The 13,775-nt window shown below is 42.7% G+C and carries 13 protein-coding genes and 1 tRNA gene; 10 read left to right on the top strand and 4 right to left on the bottom strand.

Going from position 1 to position 13,775, the window contains the following annotated elements:
- Positions 1-59 precede the first annotated feature (59 nt).
- Entirely contained in the window at positions 60-890 is an 831-nt protein-coding gene (locus AV939_RS06550; protein ID WP_231701290.1) for a 3-hydroxyacyl-CoA dehydrogenase, read from the bottom strand.
- 137 nt (positions 891-1,027) lie between these two features.
- Positions 1,028-1,321 (bottom strand): ribosome assembly RNA-binding protein YhbY, encoded by a 294-nt coding sequence (yhbY, locus tag AV939_RS06545; RefSeq protein WP_013784361.1) that lies wholly within the window; start codon positions 1,319-1,321, stop codon positions 1,028-1,030.
- A 95-nt stretch (positions 1,322-1,416) separates the two neighbouring features.
- Here yhbY and rlmE point away from each other — a divergent pair, with 95 nt between their 5' ends.
- The 9 genes from rlmE (at position 1,417) to AV939_RS19990 (ending at position 10,551) form a co-directional block, all read left to right on the top strand.
- Positions 1,417-2,046 carry a 23S rRNA (uridine(2552)-2'-O)-methyltransferase RlmE gene (rlmE, locus tag AV939_RS06540; RefSeq protein ID WP_061997392.1) on the top strand — a complete coding sequence of 210 codons (630 nt, stop codon included), beginning with the start codon at positions 1,417-1,419 and terminating at the stop codon, positions 2,044-2,046.
- A 110-nt stretch (positions 2,047-2,156) separates the two neighbouring features.
- Positions 2,157-4,103 (top strand): ATP-dependent zinc metalloprotease FtsH, encoded by a 1,947-nt coding sequence (gene ftsH, locus AV939_RS06535; RefSeq protein ID WP_057792215.1) that lies wholly within the window; start codon positions 2,157-2,159, stop codon positions 4,101-4,103.
- 117 nt (positions 4,104-4,220) lie between these two features.
- Complete coding sequence (folP, locus tag AV939_RS06530) at positions 4,221-5,045, top strand: dihydropteroate synthase (protein ID WP_057796179.1); 825 nt, start codon at positions 4,221-4,223, stop codon at positions 5,043-5,045.
- 9 nt (positions 5,046-5,054) lie between these two features.
- Complete coding sequence (gene glmM / locus AV939_RS06525; RefSeq protein WP_057792213.1) at positions 5,055-6,398, top strand: phosphoglucosamine mutase; 1,344 nt, start codon at positions 5,055-5,057, stop codon at positions 6,396-6,398.
- Positions 6,399-6,493: 95 nt separating this feature from the next.
- On the top strand, positions 6,494-7,240 hold the full coding sequence (tpiA, locus tag AV939_RS06520) for a triose-phosphate isomerase (protein ID WP_082604928.1): 747 nt from the start codon (positions 6,494-6,496) through the stop codon (positions 7,238-7,240).
- Positions 7,241-7,250: 10 nt separating this feature from the next.
- Positions 7,251-7,700 carry a preprotein translocase subunit SecG gene (gene secG, locus AV939_RS06515; protein WP_057792211.1) on the top strand — a complete coding sequence of 150 codons (450 nt, stop codon included), beginning with the start codon at positions 7,251-7,253 and terminating at the stop codon, positions 7,698-7,700.
- A gap of 7 nt (positions 7,701-7,707) precedes the next feature.
- A tRNA-Leu gene (locus AV939_RS06510) sits at positions 7,708-7,793 on the top strand.
- A 174-nt stretch (positions 7,794-7,967) separates the two neighbouring features.
- Positions 7,968-10,262, top strand: coding sequence for a bifunctional diguanylate cyclase/phosphodiesterase (locus AV939_RS06505; protein ID WP_057792209.1), 2,295 nt, complete (start codon positions 7,968-7,970; stop codon positions 10,260-10,262).
- 130 nt (positions 10,263-10,392) lie between these two features.
- On the top strand, positions 10,393-10,551 hold the full coding sequence (locus AV939_RS19990) for a YqaE/Pmp3 family membrane protein (RefSeq protein WP_013784353.1): 159 nt from the start codon (positions 10,393-10,395) through the stop codon (positions 10,549-10,551).
- Between the two features lie 97 nt (positions 10,552-10,648).
- On the opposite strand, the gene AV939_RS06500 is transcribed toward AV939_RS19990, so the two are convergent.
- Positions 10,649-11,092 (bottom strand): hemerythrin domain-containing protein, encoded by a 444-nt coding sequence (locus AV939_RS06500; RefSeq protein ID WP_057792207.1) that lies wholly within the window; start codon positions 11,090-11,092, stop codon positions 10,649-10,651.
- Positions 11,093-11,302: 210 nt separating this feature from the next.
- On the bottom strand, positions 11,303-12,955 hold the full coding sequence (locus tag AV939_RS06495) for a diacylglycerol kinase family protein (protein WP_061997391.1): 1,653 nt from the start codon (positions 12,953-12,955) through the stop codon (positions 11,303-11,305).
- A 219-nt stretch (positions 12,956-13,174) separates the two neighbouring features.
- Here AV939_RS06495 and AV939_RS06490 point away from each other — a divergent pair, with 219 nt between their 5' ends.
- A complete protein-coding gene (locus AV939_RS06490) occupies positions 13,175-13,714 on the top strand; it encodes a DUF2878 domain-containing protein (protein WP_057792203.1) in 540 nt (179 codons plus the stop codon).
- Positions 13,715-13,775 lie beyond the last annotated feature (61 nt).

The raw sequence follows: 13,775 nt of genomic DNA, 5'->3' as shown, positions 1-13,775 counted from the left end.
CTATTCGTAAAAGAGAGCATCATTGTGATGCTCTCTCGTGTTATAGCCAATACAGCCAATTATTTTGGCGGCATTCTCAAGCCGCCATCTAAACGAATGGTCTCGCCATTTAAATAATTATTTTCGGCAATATGCAGCACCAATTTGCCGAACTCTTCCGGTAAGCCTAAGCGTTTTGGAAACTGAACGTTAGCAGAAAGGGCGTCTTGTACTTTTTCTGGCATAGAAAGCAGCATAGGTGTTCCCATAACCCCAGGAGCAATAGTGTTAACCCGAATGCCTAGCGGTGCAAGGTCTCTTGCCATGGGCAGAGTAAGCGCAACAATGCCGCCTTTGCTTGCTGCATAAGCGGTTTGACCAATCTGCCCTTCATATCCAGCCACAGAGGCAGTATTAATAATAACACCACGTTCGCCTTCCTCATTCAATGGTACTTGCTTCGCCATGGCTGCAGCTACAAGGCGCGCCACATTGAAACTTCCCACTAAGTTAATATCAATTGTGTTTTGAAAGTCACCTAAGGGGGCTGGATTACCATCTCGGTCCAATAAACGTTTTGCTGGGGCAATGCCGGCGCAGTTTACGCACAGAGAAAGCGTGGAAAAGCGAGCAATGCATTTATCGATAGCATGGGTAATGTCATCTTCGCTTCTTACATCAACCTTAACAAACAGCGTATGTTCAGCATCGAGTTCTTCAACCCGTTGTTTACCCATTTCTTCATTAAGATCGAGTAAACATACATTGGCACCAGCTGCACGAAGTGCAATGGCAGTAGCATGACCAAGACCAGAGCATCCACCAGTAACTATTGCGGTGCGGTTTTTAAGCGGCTTTTGTTTTAAATAAGTAGTATGAAGTGAGTCGGGGTTAGTATTTGTTTCTGTCATAGGATTTCCGCGTAGGTTCCATATTATTTTTTGTTAATTTATGTCCACAACGACATTATTATGGTTATTAACATAATATTAACGGTAATACGGCACGAAAACTATGGTGCCAGCAAAAACCGGCACCATGGTATGACTTATTTTGGCAACTGAATTTTACGCTCTTCACTCGGACGGTAAAGAATTAGCGTATGTCCAATTACTTGTAGCTTTTCTGATTTAGTTTCGCGAACAATCGCATCCATAATGAGCGATTTTTCTTCACGATCATCAGTTGGAACTTTAACTTTAATCAGTTCATGGAAATTTAATGCATTGTCGATTTCCGCAACAACACCTTCAGTAAGGCCGTTTGAACCTAGCTGTACGATAGGCTTTAACGGGTGCGCTAGGCCTTTTAAAAATTGTTTCTGTTTATTTGAAAGTTTCATGTAGTCAATTTTCTTACAATTAATCTATAAATTTAAGCTTGAATTAACGTATTCTAACGCCATCTTCTCTACAATCCTAATGACAATGTATTGGAATGACAAAAAAGAAGCACTCTGCCAGTAGTAAACGCTGGTTAACAGAACATTTTAACGACCATTATGTGCAAAAAGCACAGAAGCAGGGTAAGCGATCGCGCGCCTTCTTCAAATTGGAAGAAATTCAGCAAAAAGACAAACTTATCAGCACAGGCAACACAGTAGTTGACCTTGGTGCTGCGCCAGGAGGCTGGTCTCAACTCGCTTCTGAACTGGTAGGAGACAATGGGCAAGTTATCGCATGCGATATTTTACCGATGGATTCTATTGTTGGCGTTGATTTTTTGCAGGGTGACTTCAGAGATGAAGCTGTTTTAAATGCATTATTGAACAGAATTGGTGGGAACACCGTAGATATAGTGTTGTCTGACATGGCACCGAACCTGTCTGGAAATGCAGCAGTAGATCAAGCCGGGTCGATGTACTTGTGTGAATTGGCACTGGATATGTGCCATCAAGTATTGAAACCAGGTGGAGGTTTTATGATTAAGGTTTTCCAAGGGGAAGGCTTTGATACCTTTCTGCGCGCATTACGTGACTCGTTCACAACCATAAAAACACGTAAGCCCGATTCATCACGATCACGGTCTCGTGAGGTGTATTTGGTGGCTCTTGGGTATAAAGTGTAGTACGCTTTGAGTAAGCGATTTTCGTTGCGAAAGTTTATAAGTGTAAGTGAAGCTCTCGTGGTTTTATCTTTCACAAGCATATTCTTTCGGATTTTTAGAGGTTAGTAGCATTGAGCGATATGGCAAAAAATTTAATCTTATGGTTGGTTATCGCCGTTGTGTTGATGTCTGTTTTTCAGAGCTTTTCACCTAGTGAATCGTCGAAAACACAGACCGATTACACAACTTTTTTAAGAGAAGCTGAGCAGGGTAACATCCGTGAAGTTCGCATTAATAATAGCGGCGAAATTCGTGGTACCCGACGTTCAGGCGAAACATTCCAAACGTACGTACCGTATTTTGACGACAAGTTAGTTTCTGACTTAGTTAAAAACGATGTGCGCGTTTACGGTGAGCCGCCAGAAGAACAATCATTTCTCACATCTATTTTCATTTCTTGGTTCCCAATGCTTCTGCTTATTGGTGTATGGATTTTCTTCATGCGTCAAATGCAAGGTGGCGGTGGTCGCGGCGCAATGTCTTTCGGCAAAAGCAAAGCTCGCCTATTAGGTGAAGACCAAATCAAAACCACATTTGCTGATGTTGCAGGTTGTGACGAAGCAAAAGAAGATGTGTCTGAATTGGTAGACTTCTTACGTGACCCATCTAAGTTCCAAAAATTAGGCGGTAAAATTCCTAAAGGCGTACTGATGGTAGGTCCTCCTGGAACGGGTAAAACGTTGCTTGCTAAAGCGATTGCTGGTGAAGCAAAAGTACCTTTCTTTACCATTTCAGGTTCAGACTTCGTAGAAATGTTTGTTGGTGTTGGTGCCTCGCGTGTTCGTGATATGTTCGAACAAGCGAAAAAAGCCGCTCCCTGTATCATTTTCATCGATGAAATTGATGCGGTAGGTCGTCAACGTGGCGCAGGTTTAGGTGGTGGTCACGATGAACGTGAACAAACACTTAACCAGATGCTTGTTGAAATGGATGGATTTGAAGGTCATGAAGGCATTATTGTTATTGCCGCGACTAACCGTCCAGACGTATTAGACCCTGCATTGTTACGCCCAGGTCGTTTTGACCGTCAAGTGGTTGTTGGTTTACCTGACATCCGTGGTCGTGAACAGATTCTTAAAGTGCATATGCGCAAAGTGCCTGTGGCCGATAACGTTGAAGCAAGTGTTATTGCCCGTGGAACACCAGGTTTCTCCGGTGCCGACTTAGCTAACTTAGTCAACGAAGCTGCTTTATTCGCTGCACGTGGTAATAAACGTTTAGTAGCGATGGAAGAATTCGAGAAAGCGAAAGACAAAATCATGATGGGCTCTGAGCGTAAGTCTATGGTGATGACTGAGGAAGAAAAGACCAACACGGCTTACCACGAAGCAGGACATGCAATAGTTGGTCGCTTGGTTCCAGAACATGATCCTGTTTACAAGGTTTCTATTATTCCTCGTGGTCGTGCCCTGGGTGTAACTATGTATCTTCCAGAACAAGACAAGTACAGCCACAGTAAACAGCATTTAGAAAGTATGATTTCTAGTTTGTATGGTGGACGTATTGCTGAAGAAATGACCTTAGGCGAAGCAGGCGTAACTACTGGCGCTTCAAACGATATTGAGCGTGCATCCGATATTGCGCGAAAAATGGTGACGCAATGGGGCTTGTCGAGCAAGATGGGACCATTGCTATACGCAGAGGAAGAAGGCGAGGTGTTCTTAGGTCGTTCTTCATCTAGCTCAATCAGAATGTCAAACCAAACTGCTTTAGCAATCGATGAAGAAGTTAAAGACATCATCAATCGCAACTACGCTCGAGCTGAAAAGATCTTAAAAGATAACGCGGATATCCTGGAAGCCATGAAAGATGCGTTAATGAAGTACGAGACTATCGACGCGAAGCAAGTTGATGATTTGATGGAACGTCGCGAAGTTCGTCCTCCTGCAGATTGGGATGATCGTCGTCCTTCTGATGGCGACAAGCCAAGTGGCGGTAAGCCTACTCGCGAAGGAGAAATTACTAACGATGGTGTTGATAAGCCGTCTGTTGGTAAACCAGGTGACTTACCAAGCTAAACGTAGCTTTTAAAGTTTATAAAACGCCAGTATTTCTGGCGTTTTTTATTTGTGCAGTAATAATTTCAAATGACCGATACCACGCCGTGCTGGCTGATTGATTTAAAGAGTAAGCAAATGCAGTTCTCCTCCCACAAATTAGACTTATCCCGACCGCAGGTTATGGGCATCTTAAATGTCACACCCGACTCATTTTCTGACGGCGGTAAACATACGCTTCTTGAAAATGCGGTAAAACATGCTGAACAGATGCTATCTCAAGGTGCCACGTTAATTGATGTAGGCGGTGAGTCAACTCGACCAGGCGCAGCAGCAGTTTCACTTGATGAAGAACTAGACCGCGTTATTCCGGTAATTGAAGCTTTGCGTGCCAATACCGATTGCATTATTTCAGTAGATACCAGTAAAGCTGAGGTAATGAACCAGGCTGTGCAAGCTGGGGCAGGGCTAATTAATGATGTAAGAGCCTTGCAAGAACCTGGTGCGCTAACGGCAGCGGCAAATGCGAATGTGCCTGTGTGTTTAATGCACATGCAAGGGCAGCCTAAAGATATGCAACAGCAGCCCCATTACAAAGATGTTGTGGCTGACGTTAAACAATTTTTATTAGCAAGAGCATCTAAGTGCATAGAGGCTGGTATTAAAAAAGAGCAAATTTTGTTCGACCCTGGTTACGGTTTTGGTAAAACCCTTGAACATAACTATGCACTGGTTAAACACCTCCCAAGCATAATGGCGCTGGGCTATCCGGTGCTAGTGGGTATGTCTCGTAAATCAATGATTGGCAATTTGTTAAATAGAAATGTGGATGAACGCTTGGCGGGAAGTATTACCCTCGCTACAATTGCAGCACAGCAAGGTGCGCATATTATCCGCGTTCACGATGTACAGGAAACGGCGGACGCAGTTAACATTGTTAATATGCTAACAACAATAGAATAAGGAACCTTCATGGGGCAGCGTAAATATTTCGGCACTGATGGCATACGCGGTAAAGTGGGCGAAAGTAATATTAATCCCGAATTTGTCATTAAGCTTGGTTGGGCAGCAGGGAAAGTGCTTGCCGGACGAGGCACTAATAAAGTACTTATTGGCAAAGACACCCGTATATCTGGCTACATGCTAGAGTCTTCTTTAGAGGCAGGCTTATCTGCTGCAGGTATTGATAGTGGCTTGCTTGGTCCTATGCCTACACCGGCTATTGCTTACCTAACGAAAACATTTCGTTCAGAAGCTGGTATTGTCATTAGTGCTTCTCATAATCCTTATTACGATAATGGGATTAAGTTTTTCTCAGCGGATGGTTATAAGCTAGACGATGATATTGAACTGGCTATAGAAGACATGCTTGATAAGCCAATGACATGCGTTGCTTCTGACAAGTTAGGAAAGGCGACCAGAATTAACGATGCTGCTGGCCGCTATATTGAATTTTGTAAAGGTAGTTTCCCGTCTGACTTATCTCTTACCGGTTTAAAAATAGTAGTAGATTGCGCACACGGCGCTACTTATCATATAGCGCCGAATGTATTGCGCGAGCTTGGTGCTACGGTAGTTGAAATTGGTACCGCGCCAAATGGTTTAAATATTAATGAAGGCGTTGGCGCCACTTCGATGGACGCAATCGTTGAGAAAGTAAAAGAAACCAACGCACATCTTGGATTTGCTTTAGATGGTGACGGCGACCGTATCATGATGGTTGATCATTTAGGCAATGTGATAGATGGCGACCAAATTGTATATATGATTGCTCGCGATGCACTTAAAAATGGTCGTATGCAAGGCGGTGTTGTAGGCACATTAATGAGCAACCTTGGTTTAGAGATCGCCTTTAGCAAGCTAGGCGTTCCTTTTGCACGAAGCAAAGTAGGGGACCGCTATGTCATGGAAATGCTTCAGCAAAAAGGCTGGGCAATTGGTGGTGAGAACTCGGGTCACATTCTGAATTTGGCCACCTCTTCTACCGGCGACGGCATTATTGCTGGCTTACAAGTTATCGCTGCAATGTTACGCTCAGACTTAGATTTACACGATTTAAGCAATGGCTTTGATATGTATCCTCAGTGTTTAGTCAACGTGCGTTATCAAGATGCTAGTCAAGATTATCTAGCCCACGCTGATGTGCAAGGCGCTAAACAAGAAGCAGAGGCTGCATTAGGTAAGAAAGGCCGCGTTTTATTACGTAAAAGCGGAACCGAACCTCTTATTCGCGTTATGGTAGAGTCTGATAATGAAGGGCATTCTTCCAAGTGGGCAGAGCATATTGCTGAAACTGTTCGTAAAGTCGCCAATTAGTTGGCAGAACTGGAAATTTCGCGTTTTATACTTGTATATTTTTACTGAAATCGTTAATATCACGCCCGCTTTAAGACAGGGCTAAGGTCTGCATTGTGAATAACAATAAAAGAAAGCCGCTGGTAGCGGGCAATTGGAAAATGAACGGTAATCGTTCTCTAGTCACTACGTTCAACGATGCATTTGAAAATAATGCACTTGTTAATGTTGACGTAGTTATTTGTCCTCCTGCTTTATATCTTTCAGCCTTTTCTACTCAAGCTTTTGCGCTGGGTGGTCAAGATGTTAGTCATCTTGATAATGGCGCTCACACGGGTGACCTTTCCGCTGACATGCTCAGTGAACTTGGTTGTACGTACGCCATAGTAGGGCACTCAGAGAGAAGAGACGACCACGGCGAAAGCAATAGCTTAGTGGCCAAGAAAGCAAAGAAATCAATTGCAAGTGGATTAACCCCAATTATTTGCGTGGGTGAGTCACTTGATATTAGAGAAAGTGGTCAGGTTGAGTCTTTTATTGGCGAACAACTTGATGCATTAGTCGACGGTTTAACCGTTGAAGAGCTTTCTAAATCGGTACTTGCTTACGAGCCTGTTTGGGCGATAGGTACTGGAAAGACAGCTTCACCTGAACAAGCGCAAGACGTACATGAATTTATTCGTGGATACTTTGCAAAAGTAGACGCAGAGCTTGCTCAAGGGTTACGAATTTTATACGGCGGCAGTGTTAAAGCAGATAACGCTAAAACACTGTTTGCACAACAAGACGTAGATGGTGGCCTCATTGGTGGCGCCAGCTTAAAGACAGAAGATTTTATTTCAATTTGCCAAGCGGCAAACTGACGAGGTAATTATGGTTTACGAAGTGCTACTGGTAGCATATTTAATTGTTGCATTGCTGTTGATTGGTTTTGTTCTTATTCAACAGGGTAAAGGTGCAGATATGGGCGCTTCTTTTGGTAGCGGCGGCTCAAATACGGTTTTCGGTTCAGGTGGTTCTGGTAACTTCATGACTCGTACTACAGCCATTCTTGCAGGCTTGTTCTTCTTTATCAGCCTTACATTAGGCGCGATGACAGCAAACCGCGAAAGTGCAGAAGACGAGTGGGATAATTTAGAAGTACCAGCGGCTGTTGAAGCACCAATACAAGCGCCAGCTGATATGGACGTTCCTGTTATGGATTCGCCTGCAGAAGATGCAGCAACGGAGAATGACATTCCAATGGGTGACGCTTCTAATGCTGAAGTCACCGAAGGTGATGTACCTAAGGCTAACGCTGACGATTCAGACGTACCTAACTAAGATTTTTGCGGAAGTGGTGGAATTGGTAGACACGCCATCTTGAGGGGGTGGTGAGCATAGCTCGTGCGGGTTCAAGTCCCGCTTTCCGCACCAACTTTAAAAACCGGCTTTTAGCCGGTTTTTTTGTGTCTGTAAATTTTTTACAAAATGAGGAATTACACCAACCTAGCGACTATTAGTATTGCGGTATTTGGGCTATGCTACTAACTCAATTAGAAAAAGTGAATGTACGTATTATGTATAGAACGGTGCGCTGGGAGCGGTAGGTTGCAAATATCACTTCGACAAAGTCTTTTTAGAACCCTCCTTGGCGGGATTTTTATAGCCTCACTCCTCATTGTTGCAGGGGTTTGGAAGTCAGCTAACAACTTAGTAAAACAAAATATTAGCCAAGATATCGCTGTTACTGAAAAGGTACTGCATAGGCTGATTGAAGATCGCCAAGCCATTATAAAAAATGTATCTAACGTACTACTTCGCTCCTACGACTTTCGCCAAGCCGTGGGAACTGCAGATTTACCTTCTATACAAACTGCTTTAGAAAGTTATGCGTCGCGTATTAATTCCAATGTCATTGCATTAGTGAATTTAGATCACACCATTGTTGCATCTCATAGTGCCTTGTTTAAACCAGGGGAAACCTTAGAGGCGAGCACCGCTTTGGTTGCGAAAGGCTACGAAAGCGGCTTTTTCCTTATTAACGACTCATTAATTCAATTAAACCTCTATAAAGTAGAGATTCCCACATTACGCTATTACATGATTATCGGTGTGGAGTTTGACGAAACATTACTACAAGAATTAAAAAATCTTGTTGATGCTGAAATTATTATCACCAATGTCACTGACAATATGCCCATTGCATCAACACTTTCGCCAGAGCAAGTAGAATCAGTTTTAACAAGTGATCCTACGCCTTCTTGGGTTGATGTTACATTCAAGCAAAAAAACACCTACATTAGCCGTGAAGTTAGCCTAGTGTCGATGTCGGAACTTCCTGTACGCATTACTATTGCCGTTGATGTATCAGATGCCTTTCAGGCGTTTACTGACATCCAATTAAGTATTCTCGTGTTAACCCTAGTTGCGGTTCTGGTGGCGTTGGGGTTCTCAATGCTACTGGCTAGAAATGTGAGTAGTTCTGTTTCTAATCTTGTGGAAGCCGTTAACCGCGTAGCTGGAGGAGAATATGGCGCTACACTAAATGAACCCGCTAAACTTCGAGAAATTAGTGAGCTGGCTTCGGCAGTGGATAGCATGCAAGAGAGCATTCAGCACCGAGAAAATCACATTCGGTATCAAGCGCAACATGATGTGCTAACCGGTTTGTTTAATCGAAATTACGTGGAAGGGTATTTTGATGGAAAAATGTCTGAAAACGTAACCTTGCAGGTTGTTGCTATTACGATTATTGGCTTTAGAACCACTAACGACCTTTATGGGTATTCCAACGGTGACAACACGCTCAAGGCACTCGCTACGCGCTTGCTTCGCTGGCCTGGCACCTCTGCACGTTTAGCGGGGGGAGAAATTCTCTATATTACCGATACGGCGTTAGACGAAAACCAAATAGAAACACTGAAACACATTTTAGAGCAGCCCGTCGAAAGTAACTTAATTTCGATCCCAGTTAAGGTAGCGATGGCCGTGGTGTCTTGTCCTCAGGATGCTACCAACTCAGAAGAGCTATTTCGTAAAGTTAATATTGTTACCGACGAAGCTATTCATTCTAATGCATGGTGTGTTCACTATCGGCCCGAACTTGAGGCTAAGTACGTTAGGCGTTTAACCATTACCACCGAGCTTAAGCGCGCGCTTTCTAGCAATCAAAGTGAGCTTTCTATGGTGTATCAACCAAAAATTGATCTCAGCACGATGAAAGTATGCAGTATGGAAGCGCTAATAAGGTGGAATAACGAAACCCTTGGCTTCGTACCACCAGATGAATTTATTACTATTGCTGAACAGGCAGCTCTAATTGAGCAAGTCACGACTTGGGTTATGCAGCAAACCATTGCTGATTTATCGTACTTCAGGCAGAAAGGCTATGGCTTTACGGTAGCGATGAATTTATCAACCCAAGATATTCAAAATAAGCCGTTACTGGATAAATTGGTTTCTATGCTTACTGATGCGGCACTTTCACCCGATGCGCTAGAGCTAGAAATAACAGAAAGTGATTTGGTAGCCGATGCATCGCTGGCTATTGAAAACTTGAACTCATTGACCAGTAGGGGGTTTCACTTTGCAATCGACGACTTTGGCACTGGCTATTCATCGCTTGCGTATTTGAAAAACCTGCCTGTAGATACCATCAAAATTGATAAAAGCTTTATTTTGTCGTTAGCAACCGATGACAACGATAAGCAAATAGTTCATACCGTGCTGGGATTAGCTTCTGCATTTGATTTGAAAGTGGTGGCTGAAGGGGTAGAAGACGAGATATCGCTAAATATTTTGAAAGAGTGGGGCTGTGATATTGCACAAGGTTTCTTCATTAGCCGACCATTAGCGAAGGATGCGCTAGAAGAGTGGCTAGAAAATTCACCTTTAGGTGAATAGACGTGAACCATTAAATTCCTTATTGTTGGCAGTATATATGCATTATAAAATCAAAGCCTGCTCAAAAACGTAAGAAATTGCAGTTAGAGTGGGTAAACTGTGAAATTACTTCAAAAACAAGGATATTATTATGGACATTATTCGCATTATACTTTCAATTTTACTGCCTCCTCTAGGCGTGTTCTTACAAGTTGGTATTGGCGCTCAGTTTTGGATAAACATCCTTTTAACATTGTTTGGCTATTTTCCCGGTGTTATCCACGCCGTGTACATTATTGCTAAACGATAGTTTATTTTACTAAGTTTTAGTAAAATCAAAGATTAAAAGAAAGGCCAGTCTATGACTGGCCTTTTTTGTATCTGTAAGGTTCATGTAAAACTCACGCCTAGTGAGGCGCGAGTTCTTTTGCCATTTCTTCTTGATAAGAGTCGGCAAGCTTATTCTTTTGAGACTCGTTGAGAAGTCGACCAGCGACTTGGAAAAACTCTTGCTCTTCATCAGCAAGGTGGTGCTCAACTTTTTCCTGAAGAGTTTTTAAGTGACGTAACCATCCTGGGGAGTCCATTTTGGTCTCATCCAGTTTTTCAATGAGCTCATCAATTTCATGATGCTCTGCAATACCGTGACGGGTTAGATCTACAGCGTCATCTTTTTTGAGTAGAGGAGAATAAAAATGGCGCTCCTCTGCAACAGCATGACTTTCAAGCTGGTTTTTAAGCTCTTGGTAATACTCTCTGCGTGCAGCTGTGTCTCCACTGGTCTCAGCGAGAATTTTAAGCAACAGCCTTTGTTTCTCATGGTCTTGGCGTAACGCTTCGAAAATCTTCATCGGTAATCCCTCAACTAGTTAAACTAAAATGTTGCGTAAAAAGCACTTTACACTTTACACGTTTAGCTAATGCGAGAAGCGTTCCACTATATTAAGTTCACTAAGTCATTGTAAATGCAGCTTTTAGCGATTACTTATTATTACAATACATAAGTAACCGCTTAAATAATGCATTTCTTACATAGGGTCTGCGGTAATCTTTACCTATGGCTATTCCGCAGCGGATTGACTGTTATTTTGCACATGGTCTATGCCAGTCAATACCCGAAGACTTGCAGGGTGTGTTGTGATACTGATTTCACGTGCACTGAAAATCTCACCATCAACCGCATAAGATACTTCTTCATCAAAATGAAGGGATATTGATGGGGTTTGTTTGTGCCTGATACTGTCTGAACTGGTTTTATATTCTTCAGGCCCAAAAACAAGCTCTGCCAATGAGAGTAGTTGTCGGTCAGAAGAATCTTGTGGAGTTAGCCAGGTGATATCTAATTTACCATCAGTAACATCAGGTAGATTTCCACCTTGAGCAAGTGCGGTGGTAATTGGCGCGGCATTAGCTATCACTAAGCTTGGTGTATCTAAGCACTGGGCTTCTTCTTCATCAAACTTTACTTGAAAGCTAAGATTGTCATTTTTCCCTATGGCTTCCCATAGCCCCTTAAGGTAGGCAAACTGTCCACCCGAGTCTTTCTCGCCTCGATCCGCGGCGGAAATCATATGCTCTTCAAACCCGACCGCAGCAACTAGTAACATCATTCGGCCATTACACTGGGCAGTATCGATATCTGCAGTTTTGCCGTTAATGATGATGTCACACGCTGTACTGATGGGAACAATTTTACTGGCATAACCATGGAGCACCTGACACAGCGCATTGGCAGTACCAAGTGGAATAACCCCAAGTGTGACGTTTTTATCGGTAAGGGCATTGGCCACTTCGGTAATGGTGCCGTCGCCTCCACAGGCGACAATAATTTGCGCCCCGTCGACTAAGGCCTCTTTAGCCAATACTTCACCGTTAACTTCAGCTGTTGTTTCTTTAACGGTAACTTTAAACTTTTCGTTTAGTCTTGAAAGAATATCCGCCTTTTCAACTTCCCATTTACCTCCTCCAGCAACAGGGTTGGCAATAAGAGTAAGGCGCTTAGTCAATGACAAGCTTCCGCCATTCTTTATTTTTTCAAGTGCTGCTAACTGATGTTTGTTGAGTCTTGCTGTTGAACGAACCGCTTGAATTTTATCCATCGCATCTAAAATGGATAACGAAGGATCCCTAGCCAGCAGGTAGGCGGCTAGCACTAATACAGAACGACCTCTACCCAGTGCGCAATGCACAACAACATTTTTACCTTCAACGAGTTGTTGATCTAACCAATTAATCGCAAGGGTAAGTTGTTCTTGGGTGGGGCTGGTATGATCAAGAACTGGAATGTTCAAATAATCAAAATCTAACTGATAGGCAGTCCAATCTAAACCATCAAATTCTGCAGTAACGTCTAAAATAGCATTAATATTGTTGTTTTTAAGCATATCCACATGCTGAGAAGACATGCGACAACCTAAATAAAGCTGGTCATCAATTCTTTGAAACGGAGGTACCTTATCTGTACGCCTTGCATACTCATTATACAACCAGCTTCCCAATAAAAATGGAACAAAAACCCAACGTATGTAGATAGGAATTGAACCATCTTCGCGTTTTCTGAACAATGCAGGGTAGTTAAGCAAGTAGGCGCTACTCACTGCAATCAGCGAAAAGCTGATCCAAGCAAAAATGACAGAGAGCCACAATGTTGGGCTAAACCAAGTTAGCATAAGTGCTAAAATTGCGCCGAGTACATAATATTTAACCATCTTCATACTGTTCACATTTCCTTTGTTCAAAGATTTAATTCATTTATACAGTGGTTACGCTATTTTTGTTTATTACTAATAGGCAACTATGAAGTTAGAATGAAATTAATCACCAAAAATTACGTTTTATTAAAACTTTATAACTGAACTGAGTGATAAATAGTGGCGTATTAATGCCTTCTAAATTTTCACTGTAGTAAGTACATTCATAAACAGGCGAATTCAATGTCGAACAGTTTCACTATCAAATTGGTAAACTTTCTATGGTTTCAAACCATTTGGTGGTTAGTGGTTTTATATCAAAGTACTTTCTTAGTTGTAGGTTTACTGCTCGCGTGGCTTATTTACTCACCACTGCGAAAGTCAGATAGTAAAATAATGATAGCAGTTTTATTGCTAGGCACCTCGGTCGACTCACTGTTGATGCTAACAGGGGTATTTGGTTTTGAGCCTGGCGCTTGGCTTAGCGGTGGTGCTTCTCATTGGATAATACCTATTTGGTTGGTGTGCCTTTGGGCCGCACTAGGTGGGTCAATACAACATAGTTTGAGTGCGTTTGCTGATAAGCCATTACTTGCGATGGCAGCCGGTGCTGTGTTCGCTCCGTTAAGTTACTTTGGTGGTCAGAAGTTTGGTGCGGTCACCTTTGGATATTCACCACTCGTTACTGTGGGTATATTAGCTATTGTATGGGGTGTAGTATTTCCAGCGTGTTTTTTACTCGCGAAAAAGTTAACCGCTGATGATGGCCAAAATTCAGCGTGATAGGCCCAGACCAACAAGCAGCAATCAAAACGAAAAGTCAAAAGCGAAAGATTAATGTGGA

The sequence above is a fragment of the Alteromonas sp. Mac1 genome, from assembly GCF_001562125.1.
Classification (GTDB): domain Bacteria; phylum Pseudomonadota; class Gammaproteobacteria; order Enterobacterales; family Alteromonadaceae; genus Alteromonas; species Alteromonas stellipolaris.
The sequence above is the reverse complement of the archived record's forward strand: the minus strand, read 5'-3'. Positions and strand labels throughout refer to the sequence as shown.

What these genes read in the sequence shown, in the direction of transcription:
- secG (WP_057792211.1), top strand. Translation starts at nt 7,251, where the DNA reads ATGGTTTACGAAGTGCTACTGGTAGCATATTTAATTGTTGCATTGCTG.
- AV939_RS06495 (WP_061997391.1), bottom strand. Translation starts at nt 12,955, where the DNA reads ATGAAGATGGTTAAATATTATGTACTCGGCGCAATTTTAGCACTTATG.
- yhbY (WP_013784361.1), bottom strand. Translation starts at nt 1,321, where the DNA reads ATGAAACTTTCAAATAAACAGAAACAATTTTTAAAAGGCCTAGCGCAC.
- AV939_RS06500 (WP_057792207.1), bottom strand. Translation starts at nt 11,092, where the DNA reads ATGAAGATTTTCGAAGCGTTACGCCAAGACCATGAGAAACAAAGGCTG.
- rlmE (WP_061997392.1), top strand. Translation starts at nt 1,417, where the DNA reads ATGACAAAAAAGAAGCACTCTGCCAGTAGTAAACGCTGGTTAACAGAA.
- folP (WP_057796179.1), top strand. Translation starts at nt 4,221, where the DNA reads ATGCAGTTCTCCTCCCACAAATTAGACTTATCCCGACCGCAGGTTATG.
- glmM (WP_057792213.1), top strand. Translation starts at nt 5,055, where the DNA reads ATGGGGCAGCGTAAATATTTCGGCACTGATGGCATACGCGGTAAAGTG.
- AV939_RS06490 (WP_057792203.1), top strand. Translation starts at nt 13,175, where the DNA reads ATGTCGAACAGTTTCACTATCAAATTGGTAAACTTTCTATGGTTTCAA.
- AV939_RS19990 (WP_013784353.1), top strand. Translation starts at nt 10,393, where the DNA reads ATGGACATTATTCGCATTATACTTTCAATTTTACTGCCTCCTCTAGGC.
- AV939_RS06550 (WP_231701290.1), bottom strand. Translation starts at nt 890, where the DNA reads ATGACAGAAACAAATACTAACCCCGACTCACTTCATACTACTTATTTA.